This is a genomic window from Sphingomonas abietis (assembly GCF_027625475.1).
Classification (GTDB): Bacteria; Pseudomonadota; Alphaproteobacteria; order Sphingomonadales; family Sphingomonadaceae; genus Solisphingomonas; species Solisphingomonas abietis.
Genome location: NZ_CP115174.1, coordinates 3,786,805 through 3,810,099 on the forward strand (window position 1 = coordinate 3,786,805; position 23,295 = coordinate 3,810,099).

Here is a 23,295-nt window from a genome sequence, read left to right on the forward strand (position 1 = left end):
GAAAATGAAACCGGCCTGCCGCGATTATGGGGCCGGCTGATAGATGCTGCCGCGCGCGATCACCGGAGCGAGCAGGCCGTCGTCCAGATAATCGGTCGTCTTGTCGGGATCGAACGGACGGCTCGTCTGTCCGGGATAGCCGATCGCCTCGCGGACGATCGGAGACATGTAATAGCCGCCGGATGCCGCGAGCGCGACCGCGTTGAAGGCCTCGGCATCGTCGTCGTTCAGGCGGTTCGCGGCCGCATCGCCGGCAAGGCCGGAGACCGCCCGAAGCCCCCGCACGAGCGCTTCGGTCAGATCGGGCCGGACGGCGAGGACTTTATCGAGGAGCGCATTTTGCACCTCGACCTGGGTCGCTGCCGGCATGCCCTCGCCTTCGGGGATGAGATAATCTGCGATCCGCGCGAAGGTCTCGCGATCGTCGGACGATAAAGCGCTCATGCTGCGATCTCCTGTTCCCGCCGATGGGCGATCAGGTGCGACACCGCCCGGAAGGCGATGGCGGTGATGGTTGCGGTCGGGTTCGATGCGGACGATGTCACGAAGGTGCTGCCGTCCATCACATAGAGGTTGGGAACGTCGTGCGAACGGCACCATTGATCGACGACGGAGGTTTCCGGATCATGGCCCATGCGCGCCGTGCCCATCAGATGCCATCCGCAGTCGCGCATCAACGATGTGCTGGTGATGTCCGTAGCGCCGGCCGCTCCCATGGCCTCACGCGCCCGCGCCACATGGAAGTCGAGCAACTTCCGGGTGTTGTCGGAATTCTTGTAGATGATTTTGGGAGACGGAATTCCGTCGGAATCGGTCAGCGCCTCGTCGAGCACGACCCGATTGGCGATGTCCGGCAGATCTTCCGCGGTGATGCCCCATTCGAAAGACCGGCCGAAAGTCTGTTTGGTGCTGCGATGGAGGTTGAGGCCCCAATGGTCCTCGATGGCCTTGCCGGTATAACCGGCACGAAGCCCGAGCGGACCGCCCGAGGGCATGACCTGCCATTTACCGCCGCGCAGAAATCCGCGCGAGGGGTCGCTCTCCACAAATTCCAGGGAGTGGATCATCTGCCCCGAAGGCCCGATCCAGCTCTCGAGCGGCTCGTCGAACAGGCCGTTCACCGCAGCATAGGGATGCATCATCAGATGCGTTCCGACCAGACCGGAGGAGTTGGCAAGCGCGCTGTTCGAGCCTTTTCCGGAGAGCAGCAGAAGCCGGGCGGTTCCGACTGCATTGCCGCACACGATCACGACCGAGGCGCGCTGGCGCCGCTCCCGGCCGGCGCGATCGAAATAGACCGCGCCGGTGGCGAGGCCGTTGCCATCGGTCTCGATCTGGCTGACCCGAGCCCCCGTGACGAGGCGAGCCCCCGCCTTCAGCGCGGCCGGCCAATGGGTCAGGTCGGTGGACCCCTTGGCGCCCTCGGGGCAGCCCGTCAGGCAGGTTCCACGGCGCACGCAGGGATTGCGACCATTATAGGCGCGAGAGGGGATATTGTTGGGGCTGGGCCACCAATGCCAGCCGAGCTTGTTCATTCCCTCGGCCGCCTTGCGGCCGGCCTTGTTGATCGGGAGCGGCGGGAGCGGCGGCGCCTTGCCGGGCGGATAGGCGGGATCGCCGCCGAGGCCCGAGACGCCCATCTCGATATCGAGCGCTTCGTAATAAGGCAGGAGATCGGCGTAGCTGAACGGCCAGTCTTCCGCGATGCCATCGAGAGTCTTGACGTGGAAGTCGGACGGCTTGAAGCGCTGCCAGTGCGCGGCGTACAAGATCGTACTGCCGCCGACGCCGTTGAACATCAGCGGATTGACGTCGGAATCCGATGTCTCGATCGGATAGTCTTCTTCCAGATCCCGGACATTGGGATTGGGATGCCAGTCGCGCTGCGCGGTCAATTCCCATTCCGGCTTGTCGCCGGTGAACTCGCCTGGATCTATTTTTCGGCCTTGCTCGAGACAGACGACCTTGAAGCCCGCCTCTGCCAGATGCTTGGCAGCGACCGATCCGGATGCGCCGGCACCGATGATGAGCACATCTGCGATCTCATCGCGGCTACGATCTTCTTTTGCCATGATCCTCTCCTCCAATTCTGTGAGCTGAAAGCCAGAATGTACGGCACGGTTCAGGCGCTCGTTCGAGGCCCCCACCCGCTTCCGTCATTCGCACGTCACGCCGCCGCCGCTGCGGTCTGTTCTTCTTGCGGCGCCACAGCCTCTTCGATGACCAGCAGGTCAGCGATATCCTGGACCATGATCCGATCCTCGACGCCGAGCGCCTGAACCGCCGCGCGGTACATGATCGTGTCCTTGGGACAGGACACGATGAAACCCGACACGCCGTCGAGAGCCAGAGCTTCCTTGATCCGGTTCTCGCTGGGCCGCTCGGTCATGGCGGAATCGTCCATCCAGATCCGGCCGCCGCCCGCACCGCAGCAGAAGCTGTTCTCGCGCGAGCGATCCATGTCCTGGAGGGTGTAGCCAGCCCTGCGGATCAGCTCGCGAGGGGCGTCGAATTCGCCGCTATATCGTCCGAGGTAGCAGGGATCGTGATAGGTCACGACCTTGCCGCCGGCCTGGCGCAGACGAAGCTTGTCCGCGTCGATCAGCTCGACGAGCAGCTGCGTATAGTGCAACACCGTGTAGTGCGCGCCGAGGTTCGCATAGTCCGTGCGCAAGGCATTGAGCGTATGCGGATCGGTCGTCACGATCCGTTGGAAGCTGCACTGTGCCAGGGTGGCGATATTGGCGGTGGCGAGCGTCTCGAAGGCGCCCTCCTCGCCCACCCGGCGGACGTCATTGCCGGAATTCTGCTCGCCTTCATAAAGAATGCCGAAGTCCACGCCCGCCGCGTCGAGCAGGAGCGCGACCTTCCGCGTGATCTCCTGCACCCGAGGATCGAACGAGGCATGGTCGCCGACGAACCAGAGCACGTCGACCGGCTCCTTGCGCGCATCCTTGAGCTTGAACGGCAGCCCTTGCGTCCATTTCGCCCGCTGCTTGGCGGGCTTGCCCTGCGAATTGCCGGTGCGCTGGAGATTGGCCAGCGCGTCCTGCAGCATCGGCTCGACCTCGCCCTCTTCGATCGCCGCGCGGCGCATCTCGATCAGCTTGGTCATCGGCTCGATCCGAACCGGGCAGGCGTCCATGCACGCACGGCAGGTCGTGCAGGCGAAAAGCGTCTCGTCGGAAATGACCCCGTCGACGAGCTGGAGCCCCCCCTCGCATGTCCCGCCCGCGAACATATGGTCGCGCATGTCCATGACGATTTTTTTGGGGCTGAGCGGCAGTCCGGCGGCGTTCGCCGGACAGACCTCCTCGCAGCGACCGCATTCCGTACACGACACGAGATCGAGCTTATGCTTCCAGTCGAGCTGCTCGATCTTCGACACGCCGATCGGGCCGGCCTCCAGATCGATCGCGGGCAGCTCGTCCTTCTTGTCCAAGGCCCGAAAGTAGATGTTCGGGATGGCCGTGAACATATGCCGGTGCTTGGAGCCGGGAATATAGGCCAGGAAGGACAGCACCGCGACGACATGGACCCAATAAGCGACCGCCTGCGCCTGCAGCGCCGCCCCGGGCGACATTCCGCTGGTCTGCAGAAGCTTCGCGATCGACCCCGTAATCGGCCGCCAGGGGGACGGCGCCGAGGTCGCGACCTGATGGAAGATCGCTTCGCACAGGAGGCCGCCCACGACCGCGCCGATCAGACCATAGATCGTCCACGCGTCCTTCTGGTTCGAACTCTTGAACCGCGCGGGCTTGATGACCGCACGCTGATAGATCGCCATCCCGAGCGCGACGAAGACGAGCGCGGCGAAAATGTCCTGCAGCAGGCCAAGCCATGTCGCCTCGCCAAAAGGCGCAAAGGAGAAATGCGGGAAGAAGCCGCCGACGAAGCTCTCGATCGTCACCGTGAAGAGAATGATGAAACCGGAGAACATCAGCGCGTGGAGGGTTCCGGCATAGCGTTTCCGGCGCAGGCGCCGGTGAAGCGCGACGTCGGTCCACAGCCCCTTCAGGCGATCGAGCGGCCGATCGAGGCGCGCGGCGCCCGACGCCTGGAACACGGGCTTCATCACCCGGAAAGAGCGCCACAGCGCGACGGCCAGGAAAATGGCGCTGACGAGTGCCAGGGCTACCGGTCGACCGAGCATGACCTATGCACCTCGCTTCTCGATCGCGCTCTGCAGGGCCGGAACGAAATCGACGCAGTCCACGGTCGCACCATAATGCGCGAAGCGGAAAATCGGCGCATTGGCATCGGTGTTGATGGCGACGATCAGATCCGACTTGGCCATGCCCTCCAGATGCTCCGGAGCGCCGGATACGCCGAGCGCGAGATAGACCCGCGGCTTGACCTTGCGCCCCGATTTGCCGACCTGCCGCTCCTTGGGAAGCCATCCGAGATCCACGATCGGCCGCGAGCCCACGACTTCGCCCTTGAGGATGGTCGCGAGCGCCCGCACCTCGTCGATATTCTCCTTGTCGCCGATTCCACGACCGACGCATACCAGCCGCTCGGACTGGGTGATGTCGATCGCATCGGGGTCGACCGGTGTCTGGTCGACGAAGGTGATCGACGGCGTCGCGAGGGCGGCGGAGATGTCGAGCTCGACGACTTCCACATCGCGGCCGGCGAGCGCCTCTTCCTGAACCGAGCCCGGGGTGAGAGCGACCACGGCAGGCGTCTCGAGCGCGACCGTCGCGATGAGTTTGCCGCCGTAGATCTGACACCGGGCGGTCAAGCTGGCATCGACCATCTCCAGGTCGGTGCAGTAGGCGGCCGTCGAAAGATTCCTGCGCGCGGCAAGATAGGGCGCCTGGTCAAGACCGGCAGCCGTATATCCGAACAGAACCAGATCCGGATTTCGGCTGGACACGACGCTCTCGATAATCGCTGCGTGCGTCGAGGGAATATAGGCCTCCAGAGCCGGATCCACCGCCTGCAGCAGCACGTCTGCGCCCTTGATCTTCTCGGAGGAAAGGGCGGTGCTGCCGATCGAAAGGACTTCCACGACGCCCGACGTCGCGTCCGCCAGGCTTCGCGCTTTGGTCAGCAGTTCAAGGGATGATCCGCCGAGCTCTCCGCCAGCCTGTTCTATGTAAACGAGTATCCGCATCTCAAATCCTCAAACCAGGCTGCGCTCTGCCAGGATGTCCGCGATCGCCGAGGCGACCGCCTCGGCATCGCCGTCGATCATATTGGCGTGATGAGCCCCTTCGGGCGCCGCCAGGGCCGTGATGGTGCCCGATCGGCCTGTCACGATCACGTCGATCGTCTTCGCCTCGATGGGCGTGCCCATCGCCTGACGGAGTTTGCTGCCCGGCACGTAGCGCGGCGGCTGCGAGGCCGATTGTACGCCGAGAACGGCGGGAAACGGCACGTCGAGACGGGACGAGCGTCCGCCGGAATATTCCTGGCGAACGATGACACCCTTTCCACCCGCTTCGATCCCGCTCACCGCGTTGACCGTGGGCCATCCCAGGCAGCCGGCGATAAAGGGCGCCCACTGGCCGAGAACGTCCTCCGTCGTCAGCACGCCGGTCAGAACAAGATCGGCACCGATCGACCTGATCGCCTCGGCGACGACCTTGGCCGCCTCTGCCGTGCTGGTCGGATTATCGAGCTCATAGTCGATGCGTATGCACTGGTCCGCGCCGCGTGCGGTTGCGGTCTGCAGCATGCGGTCCACGCCCTCGCCGGCGATGGCGATCGCGGTGACCTTCGCACCGGCGCGCTCCTTGAGAAGAATGGCTTCCTCGAGCGCGTGGTCATCGAATTCGCAGAGTTTAAGGTCGACCCATTCGCGGTCGATGTCGACGCCGGAGGCGTCGATTTCAACGTCTTCACTCGTGTCGGGCACAAGTCGCATTACGACCAGAACGTGCATGTCGTTTGCCTTTCAAGTCACTCTCCGCCGTGCCCGTCTTATGCAGGATCGGCATCATGATTATACCAGCGCGGCAACCGCCGCAGACGCCACGGCCACATCATCGTCGATCGATCCGCCGGCGGCGCCCACAGCACCGACGAATTCGTCGCCCGTCTTCGCCACCACGCCGCCGCCGAAGATCACCATCGGGTGGCGATGTGACACTTCCAGACCATAAAATGGCGCACCCGGCTGGACATATTCGGTCAGATCCGCGGTATTCATCTGCATGGAAGCGGCGGTGAACGCCTTGCCCTGAGAAATCTCGATGCTCGCCAGGAGGGCGCCTTCCATCCGAATGAACCCGCGCAGGTTGCGCCCGCTGTCGAGAATGGTGATGCTCGAGGCGCAGCCGATCTCGGCGGCTTTTGCCAGACCAGCTTCGAGCGCAGCCTGGATTTTTGCATTCGTCAACGACATCTTGGGCTCCTTCGCGGCACCAGCCGCTCTGTTTTATCGTTTCGATTTTCGAACTTGAACGGCGTGCGGGACATGCGGCGCCGTCAGCGCCTGCCTGTCCGGCCGCCTAATTCCACACACCTCCATCGATCGTGATCGACTGGGCCGTCATGAAGGACGACTCGTCCGATGCCAGATAGACGTAGAGAGGCGCCATTTCTGCGGGCACGGCCTGGCGCCCCAGCGGAACCATCGCGCTGATCGCCTGATTTTGGGCATCCGAACCGCCCATGAAACCGATGGCGGGATCGTTGAAGGGAGTATCGACCCAGCCGGGGCAGACCGCGTTCACCCGGATCTTGTCCTTCGCCAATTCCAGTGCCAGCGTGGTCGTGAAGGCGATCACAGCGCCTTTCGACGATGCATAGGCGACCATCCCGGGGCCGCCACGATAGCCCGCCAGCGACGCCGTGTTGACGATCGCCGCACCCTGCGATTTCTTCAGATGGGGGATCGCATATTTGGCCAGGAGAAACGAACCGCGCGCGTTGACCGCGTAGATCCGGTCCCAAATCTTGACGTCGAAATCCTCGACCTCGCCGGCGTCCTGGATTGCGGCCGTGTTCACGAGCGTATCGAGACCGCCAAGCGACGCGACGGCTGCGGCAACCGCCTGCTCGACGCTGTTCTCATCGGAAATGTCGCACTGGACGAAGGGAACACCGAGCGCTTCGGCGGTCGATTTTCCGGCGGTCGGGTTGACGTCGAGAAGGACGAGCTTTGCGCCTTCGGCGACGAACGCCTCTGCCGTAGCACGACCAATACCCGTCGCCGCGCCCACGAAAATGACGCGCTTGTTGCTCAGCCGATCGCTCATGATTTCTCACTCTCCATCACGCACAATGTTCTACCATTGGGACTTAGATGCCGTCCAAACTCCCGTTGCGACCTTCGCCGAGCCACCGAACGGTATTGGCAACAATTCTGTTGCCGTCATTGTTTCCTATCTATCTCGCTGGTAATGTGGGCGTCAAGGCTTTCTGCGGGAGTGACGAGAGGAGTGACAAGAGAGGTGCCGAAATACGCCAATTCACGGATCGTGATCGGGGTTGCAGAGCGTAGCGGCGGACCTTTTCGGGCTGCGCTTGGCATCGCGCCGAGCGCCGGAAAAGCGGCCGGCGTCTCGCCATCGGCAGTTGACCTTTTCGAAACCCACCGCCTAGGCGTAGACTATTTGTACGGGAGGTCTGTCCTCCCTGACTGAGGCATAGGAATTATACCGATTGGTACAATTGATATGTCGGATGGGCGATAAGGGAAGGAATGTTTCATGGTCGGCATGGCGGCGCGCGCCGAGATTTCGGAGACGGTCGAAAAGAAAGAGACGACCGTCAACGAGGTGGCCAATGCGTTGATGGAAGACATCATCTTCGGACAATTCCGCCCGCGTGAACGTCTGGTCGAAGAGGAACTCGCCGATCGCTATGGGACGAGTCGCAGCTTGGCGCGAAAGGCGCTCGTCGAGCTCGACCGCACCGGATTGATCGAGCGTCGCCCCAACAAGGGCGTGATCGTCAGCGACTTCTCGATTGATGATCTGGAGAAGCTGTATGAAATGCGTCTCATCCTGCAATCCGAAGCAGCGCGTCGGATCACGCGGCCCGTCGCTCCCGCGCTCATTGCCGAGCTGCGCAATATCAACGCGGAGTATGCGGCCGCAATCGCTCAAGGCGATAAGAAGGAAGCCTATCGGATCAATACGCAGTTCCACGAAGTCTTCTATGGCGCATGTGGAAATCGGTATCTGTCCGATGCCATCAGCCAGTATTGGTTGCGGACGACGCCGATCCATTGGTATGTTCTTGGCGATCGGGCCTATCTTCGCAATTCCCATCAAGATCATGCCGACATGATTGACGGGCTCGAATCCGGCGACCTTGATAAGGTTGTGGAAATCGGCCGAGACCATATCCTGCCCGCGCTCGAAGCTTATCGGCAGCTTCACGGACGCCGGTAGCCCCGCGACCTGGATGGCCTCGTCGCGGTGAAAAATCCCTTCCCACTGCGAGGTCACTGACAGATGCAAGTCGAAGAGACATCAACCGCGTCGGCGCCGAGCGATTGGATCGGCAAATCGGAAGAGGCCACGGACGTCGTTTCGAAGAATCCCATCACGGCGGCGGCGGCGACCCTGTTGTCGCGCTCCATCGAGCCGCGCGACGGCGACATCGCCCCCGAGCTCAGTCACTGGTTCAACTTCCTGCCCTATTGCCCGCTCGACCAGACGGGCTCCGACGGACATCCCGCGAAAGGCGGCTTTCTTCCACCGATCGAGCTGCCACGCCGGATGTGGGCGGGCAGCGACATGCAATTCCACCGCCCGCTTTGCGTCGGCCGCGACATTCGACGCGTCTCGACCATCCTCGATGTCACCGAAAAAGACGGCCGCAGCGGCAAGCTCGCCTTTGTTAAGGTGCAGCATCGTGTCAGCGACGCCGGTGGCGATCTTCTCACCGAGCGACAGGACATCGTCTATCGCGAGGCCGTCCAGGCGCCGACCGCGCCGCCCCCACCAAACCCCGCGCCTGCCTCGCCTGCCTGGTCGAGGAAGATCAAGCCTTCGCCGGTTCTTCTTTTCCGATTTTCCGCGATGACGTTCAACAGCCACCGGATTCATTATGATCGGCCCTATGCCGTCGAGACGGAATTCTACCCCGGCTTGGTCGTTCACGGGCCGCTTCTCGCGACCCTGCTGATGTACGAGTTCAAGGAGCGCTATCCGGAGGCGGATATCGAGGGCTACAAGTTCCGTGCCGTCCGTCCCGTCTTCGATCTGGCGCCCTTTTACGTCTGCGGGTCGATCGACCCGACGGGTGATACCGCCCAGCTTCACATTGCCGATGCGGACAATAATCTTTGCATGCAGGCCTCGGTGAGCTGCCGGCAGCCGCTGGCTTAGGCTGAAGCGCGCCCGGGAAACCGGGCTTCACCGCCCCCTCGCCGCGCGCTGAGCCGTCTTCGGCGAAACGGGCAGCCGCTCCTGGGACGCTTCCGGCATAAGCGGCCTCGCGCCATGCTGGGGCAGGCACTCGGTCGAGCGCGCACTGGCCTTCCCCCTCTCCCCGCCGGTCTCCTACGAGGCGACGCTCGCGGAAATTTTCCGGATCAGACCGCGCACCCGGTTGACATAAAATGTTGCACCTTTAATGGTGACAACATAGTCACATAGTTGTTGCCAATCTGAGAGGGTGGCCATGACAAGCGGCGAGATGGACCCGGTGGTCGCGTCGATCGACGACATCCCGCTGGATGTCGCTCGCCTGCGCGGACATTATCGCAAGGTCTCGAGCAGCGTTCCCTTCGACGACCACATCCGCCCCGGACCAGCCGCATGCGGTGGCAAGGGCGCGGGCGGTTCCGAGTGAGTCGGCCAGGATGACGGCCGAGCAATCCCTTGCCGGAGCGGACCCTCGCGATCCCCGAGCGTCGATGATTTGCGGCGATCCGAAGGCGCTGCCGGCCCTACTCATCGCGGCCGGCGAACGCGACGTCCTCGATGGTGACGCGATCAGGATGGCGGAGCGCCAGACGCAGGCGAACATCCGCAGCGAATTTCGATCGCCCCCTGATTCAAGACGCTCTTTTCCAGCACTCGCGAGTGCCACCCCCGAAACCGTCGCAGCGATCGCGAGAATGGCGGACTGCATGAATGCAAAGGTCGATCAGTGACAGACACTCTGGCCCGCGTCGATCCCGAGCAGGACATGCTGATCCGCTTCCGGAAGATCAGCACCTCGACCTTGAGCGATGTCCTTGATGGACTGGGCAAGGCGTGTGTCGTCCAGGGCCTCTTCCGGCGCTCCGGCACTGGGCGGGTCGCGGGTTTCGCGCACACGATCGCATGCGAAGTGGGGCCCCTTGGCGCCTTCAGTCATGGCGACTTCAAGGTTTTCCCGGTTTTCGAAAGCAGCGCCGCGAATACGGTATTGGTGTTCGATCTCGGCGGCGCCGAGGTGTCGACATTTGGCGGCCTCGCAGCCTTGACCGTTCAAAACCGCGGTGGCGCTGCGGCGGTCATCGATGGCGCGTGTCGAGACCTGGACGAGCTCAGGGATGTCGGTCTCACGGTCGCCAGTCGCCATGTCACGCCGGTAACCGGACGTGGCCGCATGAAGATCGTTGGGCGCGACGTGCCGGTGCGGTGCGGTGGCATCACCATCAAGGGCGGCGATCTCATCGTCATCGACGATACGGGCATCGTTTCCATCGAGCCTGCCGACATCCCGACCGTACTCGCAGCAGCGGAAAATATCGAAAAGCGCGACAATGATCTCGCAGCCACCATTTCCTCGAAACAGCCAGTCGATGGAGTCTGACCCTTCGATATACAAAAACCCTATACGCATTTTTGTAACAGTATATAAATGAATAATGGAGGCGATTCGCCCCACAATAATTACATGTTGGATAGTTAAACTATACCAGCAGATCAATTTACGCTGATAAAATAAACATATACTTGGGGAGAATGCCATGAAACGCAGTCGCACTTTGCGAGCCCTTTTCGCACGCCTCCTGAAGGTCTGTGCCCTACCAGCGCTGGCCCTGGCGGCGGTGCCGGCTCATGCAATCGAAATCGAACCCTATGAGTATGTCACGATCCCAAAGGATACGACGCTTCTCGTATTCTACGGATATTATGGAGAGCATACGGCCTATTCGTCCGCTCTTCCGGGCAGCGTGAAGCAGGCATCCGACTTTACCTCGACGACCGCGGCTCTGAAGCTCGCGCATTATTTCGATATCGGTGGCCATCGCGCGTTTCTCAGCGCGGTCCAACTTGGTGGCGGCTTCGAGGAGGCTCGGATCGGCAGCCAAAGGCTGAGCCGGAACAGCGGACGAGGCGACAATATTATCGGAAGCGGATTCTGGCTCAAAGAAGATTCGAAAAATGGATTCTACTGGGCCATCCACCATTATTAGTTTCTGCCGACCGGCGAATATGACAAGCGCGCAGCCGTCAACATCGGCAGTCATCGCTTTGTATTCAACCCCGGAACCTCGGTCCACAAGGATTTGACCAAGCAATTGTCGGTCGATCTGTCTGCCGACATCTATTTCTATGGGCATAATGATCACTCGAATGCCCTTGACCAACGTCTGACCCAACATCCGACGACGGAATGGCAGACCTACCTCAACTACGCATGGAACAAGGGCTTCAACACGTCGATCGGCTACCAGGGCCATCGGGGCGGATCGCAATATCTGGACGGCACTTTCAACGGCTCGATGACCGACTATGATGAAATTCGGTTTGCTGCAGCAAAGTCAGTGAGCCAGCATTTCCAGATTCTCGGCGAGCTGAACCATCAGTTCGCGGCAAATGGCGGATTCCGCCAGAACCTCGGCGCGAGCATCCGGCTCGTCTATATTTTTTGATATCAGAAATATATAAATATTGGCGCATCGCATTTCCTAGCGGACTTCCGCATCACTAGAAAATGTCGACGGCCCAATTAAAATATAAGGAGGGGACGATGCAAATCACCGACAAGCCGCTTGGGCGGTCGACATCTAAGCCATATCGGATAGCCCCGGCCGAATCCTGGATCGCGCTGCTCTTGTTATGGGGCGCATATGCGATCGATGCCATTTCGCGTCAGATGATCTATTTCGTGTTGCCGTCCATCACGAAAGAATATGGGCTGACCGCCGCGCAGGCCGGCCTCTACACGACGATCATCACGATCTCGACGGCGGCTTTGGCTATTCCGGCGATGATGTGGGCGGACAAGGGCGGTCAAGGCTGGCGCCGCAAATATCGTCATCTGCCGATGGTGCTCGGCTATACCTTGTTCACCTTCCTGAGCGGGGTGAACGCGTTGTCGGGCACGATCGGCCTGCTTGTTCTCATGCAGGTGCTTTCCCACGTCTTCGGCGGCGTCGCCGAACCCATCGAAGTGGCGTCCGCCGCCGAGTGGTGGTCGAAAGGTCGCCGCGGCCTTGCGCTCGGCCTTCACCATACGGGATTTCCCTGGGGCGGCCTCATCGGCGGAATCGTCGTCAGCTATATTCTGAGCCGATATGGCTCGGAAAATTGGCGCTACGCCTTCCTTCTTTTCCCGATCCCCGTCATCGTGCTCTTTGCCGCCTATTGGGCCTATGCGACACCCAAGCGCTACGATCGGCTGGTGTCGAAGGTCGTGTCCGCGGGCGAGGGGCACCCGCTGACCGAAGATCTGGCCGACGTCAGCGCGGTCACCCAGGGGGGACTTGGCGAATGCGTCAGAAACCCGAACGTCGGCATCATGGCGGTCGTTTCGGTGATCGCCGTCGTCGGATATTACGGGATCAGCTTCTGGCTTCCCCAGTATCTCGCCTTTGTCGCCCATTACAATTTCGCGCAGGCGGCGGCCTATGGCGTGCTGTTCACGATCACGGGCGGCCTGGGCCAGATTTTCTGGGGATCGGTCTCCGATCGCATCGGCCGCAAACTGACCCTGATGATCGTCTTCGCATGGCTGGCCGTCGGCATGTGGCTGTTCAAATATGCCGGGATCAGTCTGACCGCCCTCATCGCCATTCAGTTGCTCGCCGGCTTTGCCATGAACGCACCTTACACCCTCGTCTATGCGATCGCCTTCGACTCGACGAAGGCGGGGACGCTGGGGATCGCCGGTGCGCTCATCAGCGCGGGTATCTACATCGGCGGGGTCGGGCCCTATATCATCGGTGGCCTGATTTCTGCCGGAGGCGGCGTCGGCGCTGCGGCCGGATACGATACCGCGCTGTATTTCATGGCAGCGTTGATGATATTCGGCCTCCTCGTCACCGCGGCCTTTACCCGCGAGACGACCGGCTGGTTTCGCAGACATGATCGGGCGCTGGTCTCCAGGCGCGCCTGCAACCTGCCGGAACGCTGAGAGCGGGCCGTCGGGTGGTTCCTCCGACGGTCGCCTCTTCGGCGCATGCCCGATCCGGCTGGAGGCCGGATCGGGCATGGTCACATTCGTCGTCCCGCCTCACTGCGATCCCGAGGCGCGATCTTCGTCGATGGCCCGACCGATATCGGACGCGGCGGCCCGTAATTTGGGCAGGATGGAAGCGAGCAGCTTCTGCCGCGCGCCCGCATTGCGCAGCACCAGGCTGCTGATCGCCGCAACCGCCTGCCCGTCCCCCGTCACGATCGGGACCGCGACGGCCCAGATGAGCGACTGATAAATCGTGTCCAGATAGCCTTCGTCGGCGAAGGCATGGCCATCGAGCGATATCTTTCCCAGCTTCTCGGGCAGGCCGGCGAGAAGCCGGGCCTCGTTGCTCCAGCGATCTCCCGCCTTCGCCGCATGCCGCAGAGCATCCTCGCGATCGCCTTCGGACAGGCTGGCAAGCGTCACGAGGCCGACGCCGGTGGCCAGAAGCGGCAGCCTGGCCCCCAGGCGACCGGGGATCGACAGGCCCAATGCCGCCCGATTGGAATAGATGATCACCATGGCATCGCGATCGAACATGGCGAGGTTGGACGGCCACCCGATTTGAACGTGCAACCGGTCGATGATCGGCATCGCGACCTCGAGCAATCTCGATTTCGAATCGAAGCCGGCGCTCAATGTCATGGTGCGGCCTGTGACCTTGTACACCGCGGTGCCGTTCTGGCGGTAGACAAACCCCTCATGGATGAGGGTTTCGAGCATGCGCACGACGGTCGGTTGCGCCATGCCGCACCGCTCGACGATCTCCCGGATCGAGAGCGGCCCGCTTTCGCTGATGACGCGGAGCACGGCCAAGCCGCGCTGGACGGCTCGTACCGGCGCGAAGGAGGTCATGGCTCGAATACCGCTGATATCATGGTTGCATGGTTTAGCCCGGCTCGGAAGCCGGGCCAAGCCGGGCCTCGGGCCAGACGCCTATTCGGCGGCGATGGCAGCCTTCTCCACGCCGTGAACGGCCGCCGACACGATGATCTCCTGCTCGCCATCGTGGCGGTCGATCGACCCACCAGCGGCGGCTGCCATCGCCGGACGCCCGACGAATCTGAACTTGGCGGCAGGGATTGCCTGGTGCAGCTGATCCGCGACGAAGGCGTAGGCGCCCTGGTTGCGCGGCTCTTCCTGACACCAGACAAGCTCTGCCTTTGCGTGGGCTTTCAGCAGCGCGACCACGGTGTCCTGCGGGAAAGGATAAAGCTGCTCGATCCGAACGAGCCCGATATCCGAAAGGCCATCGCGCTTCAGGGCATCGTCGAGCGCATAGAAGATCTTCCCGGAACACAGGATCAACCGCTTGAGCGATTTGCCGGGGATCCTGGGGATCACGGGCTGGAAGGACGTTCCCTCTTGCAGGTCCGCCAGCACCGACTGGCAGCGTTTGTCGCGCAGGAGCGATTTGGGCGCGATCAGGAACAGCGGCTTGGGTGCGGCGCCTCTTTGCTGGCGGCGCAGGAGATGGAAAAGATTAGCCGGAGTCGAAGGGTTGGCGACGATGATGTTCTGGCCAGCGCAGGATTGCAGCAGCCGCTCGATCTTTGCGGAGGAGTGGTCCGGCCCCTGCCCTTCCAGACCATGCGGCAGGGCGATCACGAGCGACGATTGCATGCGCCATTTGGCTTCGGCTGACACGATATATTGATCGACGGCGATCTGGGCGCCGTTGACGAAGTCGCCGAACTGCGCCTCCCAGACGATCAGCTTGTCCGGATCCGCCAGGCTCATCCCATATTCGAACGCCAGAATGCCATATTCGGTCAGCGGTGAGTTGATCGCATCGAATGTCGCCGAAGCAGACGCCGTCTGTGCCAGGGGAATGCTGCTCGCACCGTTCCTGCGATCATGAATGGCAAGATGGCGCTGGGTGAATGTCCCGCGAACGCAGTCCTGCCCGCTCAGCCGAACCGATGTGCCCTCGGCGAGAAGGCTGCCAAAGGCCAGCGCCTCTGCCGTCGCCATGTTGATGCCGGTATCGGCCTGGACGGATTCGAGCCGGTTCTTCAGGAAGGTCGCGACCTTCGGATCGGGTTCAAATCCGTCCGGCAGCGTCGTCATCCGTTGGGCCAATTCGATCAGCCGATCGGCCGGAACCCCCGTTTGGCCGGACGGGTCGCCTCCCTCCCTGGCTGCGCGCGGAAAGGCCTGCATCTGGTCCGTCGCGGAGTTCGACCGCGTATGACCATAATTCTCGAAGGCCTCCGCCATTTGCTTTGCGAACACGGCGCGACGCGCTTCGGCCGACGCGGCGGCCGCCGGCGCTATGCCGGCCACCGTCTCGGCATAGCGTTTGGGGAGGGTCGGATGGGCGTCGACCGCAGCCCAGATTCGCGGTTGGGTGAAACGCGGCTCGTCGAGCTCATTATGCCCGTGGCGTCGATAGCAGACCAGATTGATGAGCGCGTCGCGGCCCGTATGCTGGCGCCATGCGAACGCCAGCCGGGCGATCGCCGAGGCTGCCATCGGATCATCGCCGTTCACATGGAAAACGGGCAGACCATAGGCCTTGCCGATATCGGTCGGGTACGGCGTTGAACGCCCCTCCCCCGGCAATGTCGTGAACCCGATCTGGTTGTTGACCACGAGGTGGATGGCGCCGGCCCCCGTGTACCCCGCGAGGCCGCCAAGCTGGAGCAGCTCGCTGATAACGCCCTGCCCCGCAAAGGCGGCGTCCGTGTGCATCAGGAGCGGCATCACGGCCTGCGGCTGCCCCTGGGCCTGGCGCATTTCCAGGCGCGCGCGCGCGGCGCCCAGCGCGATCGGCGCGACCACGGACAGGTGAGACGGATGAGGAAGGAGGCGGATATCGAGCGCGCCGTGGCGGGTGTCGATCGTCGATGCGAGACCGTTATGGTAGGGGACGTCGCCGGTAAAATCCGCCGACCCGCCACCGACATCCACGCCCTTGATCTCGGCGATGAGCGTCGGGAGAGACTTGCCGAGCACGGTCGCAAGCGTCGCGAGACGGCCGCGGTGCATGCCACCGATGACCACCTCCTTCAGGCCGGCGCCCGCCGCCTGCGCGAGCGCCTCGCGCAGGATGACCATAGAGGCCTCGGAGCCCTCGCTGCCGAACCGCTTCTTGGTCGGCCATTTGGTCTTGATGAAGCGCTCGAACTCGTCGGCGAGAAGGACCGCCTCCAGCGTTTCGCGGTAGAGCGTCTCGTCCGGCTCCGCGAGCATTTCGCGCTCGAACTGCTCGTACAGCCACCGGCGATCGTCGCCATTGACGATATGATCGGCCTCCAGCGCCGCATTGCCACAATAGATTCGCCTGAGGAGGGCGATCGCCTCTGCACCGGGTCGTTCCTGCTTGCCGCCCGCGACATCGATTTCGATGGTCTCGCCTTCGCTGCGGCTTTCGGCCTGGGCGATCTCCAGCGAGGCCCCGCGAGCGACGAGATTGAGAGGATCGAGCGTCGCCTCCACATGGCCACGCGCGCGATAGGCCCGGACGAGGGCGTCGCCGAGAAGGCGGCCGTCGGGGGCGCCCTGTGCCGGTCGGCCTGTCTCGCTCAGCGCGAAATGGGCACGCCAGTCGCCGGGAACGGCAGCGGGATCACCTACACAATAGTTTCCGAGACTGATGGAAAGCACGCCTTCGCTCTCGGTCAGACGGGCGTCGCGCCGCCCACCGCCAGCATCGCCTATGACCCAAGCGTCGACGCTCCGTCGGCGGACGCCTGGACGATCAACGGGACGACGCTGACGGCCGGCGGCGTGTCGGTCCCAGCGATCGAGGTGGATGGGGCTGTCGAAGAGCCGAGCGTTTCTTCAGTGCTGTTCGACATTCGGCTGCACGTTGCCGGCCAGGATGACGTTGATGGATGGGAATCCGTCAGCGTTGACGATCCGACGGTGACGCGAAAGGTCTTCAACACCGTTACGCAGAATACGGCCTATGACGTTGGCATCCGCTACATCCTGCGCGGCGTTCCCAGCGACCGCCTCATCCTTGGTCCGGCGACGGCGGGCGTTTTCCAGACCTCGGGCGATGTCGCGCAGCTGATCGTCAACTCGAAGCCGGACAGCAGCTTCGCGCCAACGGCCGTGATCGACAGCACCGGAGTTGCGTCGACCGTCTCGATCTCTGCTCATAACCGGATCTATCAGGATAAGACCGTGGCGGTGAACGCCGGATCTATCACCGGCCTCGCTCTCGGCACCTATTATGCCCTCTTCTACGACGACCCCGCGCGTGCCGGCGGCGCGGTCACCTATCTCGCCAGCACCGATCCCGACGACGCCCTTCCCGCGACCGCTGCGCACCCGGGGCGCCATTACCTCGGCTACATCACGACCCCCGCGTCCGGGTCTACCGGCGGCTCAACGGGTGGCGGCGGTGGCGGCGGTGGCAACGTCGGCGGCGGCAAAAACGTGAACTCGAAGTAATCGGAGACACCACATGATCGACGCTGTGTCGGTGCCCTTGAGCATCGACCGCGGGGCGCCTCGCGTCTTGCGCATCTCCATCACCGGTATCGACCTTAGCCTGTCCGGTACGTCCTGGCACGCGCAGGTCCGTCTCTACCCCGACGCAGCGGGCGCCCCCGTGGTCGATCTGCCGCAGACGACTGACGGCACCGTCTCGGGCGTCCGGTTGGCGGGCACCGATCTGACAGGCCTGCTGCCCGTATCCTTCCTCGACGTGCAGGTCGCGGGCTCGGTCAACTTCCCCCCGGCGTCGGAGGTCGGCGATAATGCGGATCTCGCCTGGGATCTGTTCGTCACCGTCCCCGGGCTGCCGTCGACGAAGTGGATCGCGGGCCCCGTGGCAGTCGTCGGCACTGTCACAAAGGAGGCCACCCCGGCCCCGCTCGTCGCCGTGCCGCTCAATGGCGGCTCCGATTACGCACTGCAATTCGTGGCCGCGACCGTCTCGATTGGGATGGCAACCATCGACCAGTTGTCCGACCTGGTCGCACGTGCCAAGGCGGAAGCAGATCGCTCCGAGGCCGCGGTCAACTATGGCGGGCTGCGGATCACCAGCATGTCAGTATCGCCTTCGCAAGCGGAGGCCGGCGCCACCGTCGCTACCGTCACGGTCGCGTACACGCTGACGCGCAATCCGACCGCGCAGACCATCAATGGTGGTGCGGTCGCTAACCCGGTGACGGCGCGGTCTGTGTCTTATTCCAATATTGGAGGGACCACGAACTTCGCGCTGGTCGTCACGGATTCCGCAGCGCCCGGCGGTGCGGCGTCAGCAAGCCAGACGGCCTCGATCACATTCCTGAACAAAGGCCATGCCGGCACTATCACCACGTCGAACGGTGCAGCCGTCACCAGCGCCGCGGTGAATGGCATGTCGCAATCGTGGTTCGCCGATGTGGTGGGCCGCACGCTGTCCTTCGCGACGGCCGCAGACGGGTACATCTGGTATTCACAGCCAGCCTCCCTGCCCGATCCGACGGCTTTCAAGCTCGGCGGCTTCGCGGTGACACCAGGAATTGCGACCAGATCGCACACGACCGCAACCGGCCAGACCGTCCTCTATCGTGATTTCTTGCTGTCCGATCTGGTCGCGGCCGGCACCAACGTCCTGCTCGAGGTGATCGCATGACGACCCCAATTTTTTCCAAGCTCAAGCCGGCTGGGGCGTTCGCGCTGGCGGACGCCAGTGACATCGCCGAGACGGCCAATGCCAAGATCATGACAGCCGCCGAGCGCGCGGGGATCTCCGCAGCTCTTCCCCAATCTGGCGGCACCATGACTGGTGTTCTTTCTCTTGGTGGTTTCCGGATTGCAGCAGTCGGCGCGGCAACTGCCGACGGCGATGCTGTAAACCTTGGAGTAATGAACACCGCGCTGTCGGGCAAGATCGACAAGTCTGGCGGCACCATGAGCGGGAATCTCAGCCTTGGCGGGTATCGGATCACGAGCGTTGCCGATCCTATGGCGAGCACCGATGGCGCGAACGCGCAGTGGGTCAGCTCAACGATAAACACCGCGATAACTCAATCCAAAAATGGAATATTGAGAGCCGGTACAAAAACGATCGTTTCCGGCACAGGATCGGCTGGCGGTATCAATCTCAACCTCCAGGCAGGAACGCTATCAATTTCTGCCTCGGGACTCTACGCGGTCGATGGATTGGGCTATACCGCAATCCCTACACAACAATACACAATACCAAACGCATTGAACCTTTTGACTGTCTATCTTGACACAACGACATATCTTTTTGGTGTCGTTTCAAGCAATACGAATGGCCAAATTCCTAGCGGCTGCGTTCCCATTGCCTATTATTTTGCCGGTCAATTCTGGACCGTAGCCGGTGGCGACGAGCCGAATATTTTCGTTGTCACGAATCAAGACGGCTCACCCGCAAGCACTAACGGGGCTTTCAAGGCGACGGCAGATGGCGGGCAATACCTGACCGGTTTGCGCGCAAGCGACGCAATCGAAGGCAATGCGGTGTCCACCTATAATCAGCTTATGGCCTCCACCGCCATGCGCGCCCCATTGCGTCACAGGGTCTCGCGCGCCGGGCAGACGCAGATTTCATTCGGCGACAGCATTACGCAAGGAATTGCGTCCTCTGCTCCGGCGAATGACTACGTCAGCCTAATCGCTGCAGCCGTTGGGGCGACACTAAATAATCAAGGCACGAGCGGCGACCGAGGCCCTGATATGATGTATAAGGTTTTCGGGGTAAATCTCGGCATCGCATCGAACGCCTATTGCACGGTTCAGATTGGCACGAACCATATCTATCAGATATCGGGCTTCGCGCTTAGCGCTGGTGAACGCGCGCTATTCAATCAGGCGCAATTATCGGCTATCTATTGGCTCGGCACCCGCAAGGAAGATCGGGTCGATGGTGGAAGTATTTCGCGGCCAAGCGGATGGGCGGCCGACACGAAATATTCCGGCGTGACGGGGGCAAAGAGCAGCACAAGCGGCGCGGTGATAGACTATCCACTGACAACCTATGGGGGGCCCATCTACGTTTGGAGTCGCGTTGGCAATGCCAACGGAGGGGCCTTCCGGATCGATATCAAGAAGGGTAGTACGATCGTCGCGACGGCGAATGTTTCATGTGCACCGCCTGCTGCGATCAATACGAACAACGGAACGACCACGAGCGTCAACACCACTCGCATCGAGGTTCCGGCCGGGAGCTATACGGTCGAAATCACTGTCACCAGCTCGACCGCCTCGGCCAATGATGTTGGCATCCTCTCGGTTGGGACGCCGAGCGATCATGTCTATTACACGAGTCCGAGCGTGCTGGTCGGTGGTTGTCTGCCTTTCCGGAACGATGACGCACAGTGGCAAACCGCGACATTGACCGCGGATACGATCAAGAACGTGCTGGCGGCGCAATGTGATGGTCTCGACGTTCGCTATGTCGATAACCGATCGGCCATGCAGGACGGCTTGGCGTTGTTTTACAACGATGAGGTGCATCCGGTTGATGCGGGGCACGCGGCTCTCTCGGTTCCCTATATTGACGCCGCGCGCCGCGCGCCGGGCGAATATGTGAAAAGAGGAACGCCGCTATCATCTGCCGGCCCAGGCACGCCTGGAGAAACTTGGTCGCGCGCGGGCTATTGCTATGGCGTGCAGGGAGATGGAACCCTTCAACGGGTCGCGACGGCATCATGGTAAGAGCACTGTTGCATCGCGCTTGACGCTCGAAGCTGCCCCTCAAAGAAGGACACCCCGCCATGACGACCCGAAAGGGGCGCCGCTCGTGAGCGTCGCCAACAGCATGGCCGCGTGCGCGCTCGCATCCGGCCCGCCCGCGCTGTCGCCGCCCAGCTTCGAGGGGCACGACTGGCTCTATATCCTCAACCTCTTCGTCTTCCTCGCCGGTACGGGCGTCTGCGCCATGCTGTTCCTCAAGCTGGCGACCGACAGCGTTCGGTGCCTCCTCGCCCCGGAGAACAGCCCCGATCACGACGGATGGTCGTCGCCTATCCAGCTCTACCGGCGGATCGGCATGCTGTGGTCCTTCGCCTTCGCGTTGCGGTGTTTCGCCGAGATGCAGAGTCTGTGGCGATGGGGACCGCTGGACGCGCACGGCGATGGTCGCGGCATGGCGCTCAAACGGATGCTCGATCCAGTCAGCGCCGACATCGGCTTCCTCGGCCTGGCGCTGCTATTCCTGAGCTTGCCAGGGATCACATACCAGCTCCGCAAAGAGCCGCACCCGATCAACATGTGGATCAGCTTGCCGCTGCTCAAACGACCTGGGGGACTGGTCCTATGCTATTTGGGTTGCGCCATCGCCGTGGTCGTTTTCCGGTGAAGCTCGCGGCCGTCGGGCTCACGATCGGAGCCAGCGCGGCGGTCGCCTCGGATCGCATCGCGCCTGTCCAGCCGATGACGGGCAGCGCACTCGGCTACGAGTTCGACTGGGGCCCGATGATCGCCGGCCTGCTGGCCTGCCTCGCGGTGCGCTTCTACGTCAGCAAAACAGAGCCGGAGCACCGCTGGACGGTCGACGCGCCGGTCACGCTGCTCACCCTGTTCTTCACCTTCGCGTTCATTCAGTCCTTGCGGCCGATTCCGCTTGTTGCGCTCGGCTACGGCACCGGCCTTGGCGCATTCGGTGTCGGCATCATCCGGGTGGCGCTCGCCTTCGTGCAGCGCAACCTCGGCCCGCTCGGCGACGATAGCGACGACGTACCGAAGCCGCCCAGCGCCTAAGAAAAAGGGCCCCGCGGCTTAGGGAACGCGGGGCTCAGTTTACGGACGCACCGCACGGCACCCTCGAAGATGGGCCGCGCGACGGGTGGGGCGCCTTGCGTCTCGATCGCCACCGTACACGTTATTCAGGAGATTTCCATGACCCCACTCGCATGGGGGCGAAAAGTCTCGCCCGCATTCCGTGACCGCGTGCGCGCCATTGCCGACGGTCTCGGCTGCTCGGCCTCCGATCTCATGGCCTGCATGGCATGGGAGACTGGCCGCACCTTCTCCCCGTCCGTTCGCAATGGCGCGGGTTCAGGGGCTGTCGGCCTCATCCAGTTCATGCCGCAAACGGCCGGGCAATTGCACACGACCACGGCCAAGCTCGCGGCGATGACGGCCGAGCAGCAGCTGGACTACGTCGACCTCTATTTCCGCCCCTACCGGGGGCGACTGCACAACCTCGGCGACCTCTATTGCGCGATCCTCTGGCCGGCCGGCGTCGGCAAGCCGGACAGCACGGTGCTGTTCGGCAAGGGCGGCGACAATCCCAAGCTATACCTCCAGAATGCCGGGCTGGATCTCGACCACGATGGCGGCATCACGCGCGGCGAAGTGACCGCGAAGGTTCAAGCGTTGCTGGCTCAAGGCCTTCTGGCAGCGAACGCGGCATGACCGCCCTTTGGCTTGCTGAATAGCACCACCAGCCCAAGGCGCGCCGCCTCCTGCGCAATGTCGGTCTGCCGACGATCCATATACCTCCCGATAGCAGCCAGGACCAATCCATCCATGACGAGGCCTCTGAGCAGGACTCGCTCATCATCGCTCCACGGGCGCCCTGGCATCTTTACCACTGATCACCCCCGGAAAGGAAAAAACCATGTCCATTGCCTCGACCCTCAAGAAGGCCCTCGGCTTCATCGCCGGGATCCTGATTCCCGGCGCATCGGCATCAACGACCGATCTCACGCATGCGATCCAGCAGGAAATCGCCGATGCGTTCGGCACGGCCGCCACGGAACTCGCCCAGAAGCTGGCGCTCGACACGACCGGCATGACCGGATCGCAGAAGGTCTTCGCGATCGTCGACGCGCTGGTCGCGACGGCCGTGGCGCAGGGCATCAAGGCGGACGTCGCCATCATCGAGGCGGTCGCGCTCGATGTCGCCCAGGCCGCTTATCGTGCCACGCTCAAGAACCTCGAGAGCGGGCTCGTCGCGCTCGCCGCATCGATCACCAGCGCCGGCGGTCTCAAGGTCGTCACCACGCTCGTAGTCGACGGGATCGAGGCACTTGCCGCGCCGGCGCTCGTCGCAGCGTAATGCGATCCGCCCGCGTCTTG

Annotated in this window: 26 protein-coding genes; 15 read left to right on the forward strand and 11 right to left on the reverse strand. The window is 62.6% G+C overall.

Annotation, left to right across the window (positions count from 1 at the left end):
* Window positions 1-24: 24 nt before the first annotated feature.
* From PBT88_RS17675 to PBT88_RS17705, 7 genes are all read right to left on the reverse strand, one after another.
* Window positions 25-444: a hypothetical protein gene (locus PBT88_RS17675; RefSeq protein WP_270076617.1), complete on the reverse strand. Its 420-nt coding sequence runs from the start codon at window positions 442-444 to the stop codon at window positions 25-27.
* A complete protein-coding gene (locus PBT88_RS17680) occupies window positions 441-2,072 on the reverse strand; it encodes a GMC family oxidoreductase (RefSeq protein WP_270076618.1) in 1,632 nt (543 codons plus the stop codon). Before PBT88_RS17680 ends, PBT88_RS17675 begins: the two co-directional genes overlap by 4 nt.
* A gap of 95 nt (window positions 2,073-2,167) precedes the next feature.
* Window positions 2,168-4,153: a heterodisulfide reductase-related iron-sulfur binding cluster gene (locus tag PBT88_RS17685; RefSeq protein WP_270076619.1), complete on the reverse strand. Its 1,986-nt coding sequence runs from the start codon at window positions 4,151-4,153 to the stop codon at window positions 2,168-2,170.
* Between the two features lie 3 nt (window positions 4,154-4,156).
* Entirely contained in the window at window positions 4,157-5,119 is a 963-nt protein-coding gene (locus PBT88_RS17690; RefSeq protein WP_270076620.1) for an electron transfer flavoprotein subunit alpha/FixB family protein, read from the reverse strand.
* 9 nt (window positions 5,120-5,128) lie between these two features.
* Entirely contained in the window at window positions 5,129-5,890 is a 762-nt protein-coding gene (locus tag PBT88_RS17695) for an electron transfer flavoprotein subunit beta/FixA family protein (RefSeq protein WP_270076621.1), read from the reverse strand.
* A gap of 60 nt (window positions 5,891-5,950) precedes the next feature.
* Window positions 5,951-6,352, reverse strand: a complete 402-nt coding sequence (locus PBT88_RS17700) for a GlcG/HbpS family heme-binding protein (protein WP_270076622.1) — start codon at window positions 6,350-6,352, stop codon at window positions 5,951-5,953.
* Window positions 6,353-6,458: 106 nt separating this feature from the next.
* Entirely contained in the window at window positions 6,459-7,208 is a 750-nt protein-coding gene (locus PBT88_RS17705; protein ID WP_270076623.1) for an SDR family NAD(P)-dependent oxidoreductase, read from the reverse strand.
* A gap of 453 nt (window positions 7,209-7,661) precedes the next feature.
* Between PBT88_RS17705 and PBT88_RS17710 the strand changes: the two genes are divergently transcribed.
* Entirely contained in the window at window positions 7,662-8,348 is a 687-nt protein-coding gene (locus PBT88_RS17710; RefSeq protein ID WP_270076624.1) for a GntR family transcriptional regulator, read from the forward strand.
* Between the two features lie 53 nt (window positions 8,349-8,401).
* Here PBT88_RS17710 and PBT88_RS17715 read toward each other — a convergent pair whose 3' ends face one another.
* Window positions 8,402-8,539, reverse strand: coding sequence for a hypothetical protein (locus PBT88_RS17715; protein ID WP_270076625.1), 138 nt, complete (start codon window positions 8,537-8,539; stop codon window positions 8,402-8,404).
* Here PBT88_RS17715 and PBT88_RS17720 point away from each other — a divergent pair.
* Window positions 8,526-9,290 (forward strand): FAS1-like dehydratase domain-containing protein, encoded by a 765-nt coding sequence (locus PBT88_RS17720; protein ID WP_270076626.1) that lies wholly within the window; start codon window positions 8,526-8,528, stop codon window positions 9,288-9,290. The genes PBT88_RS17715 and PBT88_RS17720 overlap by 14 nt on opposite strands.
* A 174-nt stretch (window positions 9,291-9,464) precedes the next feature.
* On the opposite strand, the gene PBT88_RS17725 is transcribed toward PBT88_RS17720, so the two are convergent.
* Entirely contained in the window at window positions 9,465-9,587 is a 123-nt protein-coding gene (locus PBT88_RS17725) for a hypothetical protein (RefSeq protein ID WP_270076627.1), read from the reverse strand.
* Between PBT88_RS17725 and PBT88_RS17730 the strand changes: the two genes are divergently transcribed.
* From PBT88_RS17730 to PBT88_RS17755, 6 genes are all read left to right on the forward strand, one after another.
* Window positions 9,586-9,756: a hypothetical protein gene (locus PBT88_RS17730; RefSeq protein WP_270079345.1), complete on the forward strand. Its 171-nt coding sequence runs from the start codon at window positions 9,586-9,588 to the stop codon at window positions 9,754-9,756. The two genes, PBT88_RS17725 and PBT88_RS17730, sit on opposite strands and share 2 nt — an antisense overlap.
* Complete coding sequence (locus PBT88_RS17735) at window positions 9,728-10,060, forward strand: alpha/beta hydrolase fold domain-containing protein (protein ID WP_270079308.1); 333 nt, start codon at window positions 9,728-9,730, stop codon at window positions 10,058-10,060. The genes PBT88_RS17730 and PBT88_RS17735 overlap by 29 nt, the downstream gene beginning before the upstream one ends.
* Window positions 10,061-10,095: 35 nt before the next feature.
* Window positions 10,096-10,707 carry an RraA family protein gene (locus tag PBT88_RS17740; RefSeq protein WP_270076628.1) on the forward strand — a complete coding sequence of 204 codons (612 nt, stop codon included), beginning with the start codon at window positions 10,096-10,098 and terminating at the stop codon, window positions 10,705-10,707.
* Between the two features lie 157 nt (window positions 10,708-10,864).
* Complete coding sequence (locus PBT88_RS17745; RefSeq protein WP_270076629.1) at window positions 10,865-11,314, forward strand: hypothetical protein; 450 nt, start codon at window positions 10,865-10,867, stop codon at window positions 11,312-11,314.
* Window positions 11,315-11,356: 42 nt separating this feature from the next.
* A complete protein-coding gene (locus tag PBT88_RS17750; RefSeq protein ID WP_270079309.1) occupies window positions 11,357-11,773 on the forward strand; it encodes a hypothetical protein in 417 nt (138 codons plus the stop codon).
* Window positions 11,774-11,997: 224 nt separating this feature from the next.
* Entirely contained in the window at window positions 11,998-13,257 is a 1,260-nt protein-coding gene (locus PBT88_RS17755) for an MFS transporter (protein ID WP_270076630.1), read from the forward strand.
* A 99-nt stretch (window positions 13,258-13,356) separates the two neighbouring features.
* Here the strand turns inward: PBT88_RS17755 and PBT88_RS17760 are convergent, their stop codons facing one another.
* Window positions 13,357-14,157, reverse strand: coding sequence for an IclR family transcriptional regulator (locus PBT88_RS17760; RefSeq protein ID WP_270076631.1), 801 nt, complete (start codon window positions 14,155-14,157; stop codon window positions 13,357-13,359).
* Window positions 14,158-14,238: 81 nt separating this feature from the next.
* Window positions 14,239-16,743 (reverse strand): 2-oxoglutarate dehydrogenase E1 component, encoded by a 2,505-nt coding sequence (locus PBT88_RS17765; RefSeq protein ID WP_270076632.1) that lies wholly within the window; start codon window positions 16,741-16,743, stop codon window positions 14,239-14,241.
* Here PBT88_RS17765 and PBT88_RS17770 point away from each other — a divergent pair, their 5' ends adjacent.
* The 7 genes from PBT88_RS17770 (at window position 16,744) to PBT88_RS17800 (ending at window position 23,275) form a co-directional block, all read left to right on the forward strand.
* Window positions 16,744-17,706 (forward strand): hypothetical protein, encoded by a 963-nt coding sequence (locus PBT88_RS17770; RefSeq protein WP_270076633.1) that lies wholly within the window; start codon window positions 16,744-16,746, stop codon window positions 17,704-17,706.
* A gap of 13 nt (window positions 17,707-17,719) precedes the next feature.
* On the forward strand, window positions 17,720-18,877 hold the full coding sequence (locus tag PBT88_RS17775) for a hypothetical protein (protein WP_270076634.1): 1,158 nt from the start codon (window positions 17,720-17,722) through the stop codon (window positions 18,875-18,877).
* Window positions 18,874-20,928: an SGNH/GDSL hydrolase family protein gene (locus PBT88_RS17780; RefSeq protein ID WP_270076635.1), complete on the forward strand. Its 2,055-nt coding sequence runs from the start codon at window positions 18,874-18,876 to the stop codon at window positions 20,926-20,928. Before PBT88_RS17775 ends, PBT88_RS17780 begins: the two co-directional genes overlap by 4 nt.
* Window positions 20,929-21,013: 85 nt before the next feature.
* Complete coding sequence (locus tag PBT88_RS17785; protein ID WP_270076636.1) at window positions 21,014-21,571, forward strand: hypothetical protein; 558 nt, start codon at window positions 21,014-21,016, stop codon at window positions 21,569-21,571.
* Window positions 21,568-21,972 (forward strand): hypothetical protein, encoded by a 405-nt coding sequence (locus PBT88_RS17790; RefSeq protein ID WP_270076637.1) that lies wholly within the window; start codon window positions 21,568-21,570, stop codon window positions 21,970-21,972. The genes PBT88_RS17785 and PBT88_RS17790 overlap by 4 nt, the downstream gene beginning before the upstream one ends.
* Window positions 21,973-22,110: 138 nt before the next feature.
* Window positions 22,111-22,629, forward strand: a complete 519-nt coding sequence (locus PBT88_RS17795; RefSeq protein WP_270076638.1) for a lysozyme family protein — start codon at window positions 22,111-22,113, stop codon at window positions 22,627-22,629.
* Window positions 22,630-22,834: 205 nt separating this feature from the next.
* The gene (locus PBT88_RS17800; protein WP_270076639.1) at window positions 22,835-23,275 is read left to right on the forward strand and encodes a hypothetical protein; all 441 of its coding nucleotides are present in this window, start codon (window positions 22,835-22,837) and stop codon (window positions 23,273-23,275) included.
* Window positions 23,276-23,295 lie beyond the last annotated feature (20 nt).